Genomic DNA, 283 nt, shown 5'->3' with positions numbered 1-283 from the left:
CGAGGCCAGGCTGCACGCGCACGATGAGCTCGAGATCCTTCTCCTTGGCGCGAGTCGACACCAGAGTTGCCACATCCTCGATGGCCTCGGCAAGGTTGAAGGGCGCCGGATCGAGCACCAGCTGGCCGGCATCGATCTTGGAGAAGTCGAGGATGTCGTTGATGATGGTGAGCAGCTCGTTGCCGGATTTGACGATGACGTCGGTGAAGGTCTTCTGGCGCGGCGTCAACTCCGTCTTGGCGAGCAACTCGGCCATGCCGAGCACGCCGTTCATCGGCGTGCG

Annotated in this window: 1 protein-coding gene; it reads right to left on the bottom strand. The window is 62.5% G+C overall.

Annotation, left to right across the window (positions count from 1 at the left end):
- Positions 1-283 (bottom strand): histidine kinase dimerization/phospho-acceptor domain-containing protein (locus tag EN807_RS34965; RefSeq protein WP_135938118.1); only part of this gene is annotated, 283 nt, incomplete at both ends.

The organism is Mesorhizobium sp. M5C.F.Ca.ET.164.01.1.1, assembly GCF_004792125.1.
GTDB classification, from domain to species: Bacteria; Pseudomonadota; Alphaproteobacteria; order Rhizobiales; family Rhizobiaceae; genus Mesorhizobium; species Mesorhizobium wenxiniae.
Note: the sequence above shows the minus strand (reverse complement) of the source record. Positions and strands in the feature narration are given on the sequence as shown.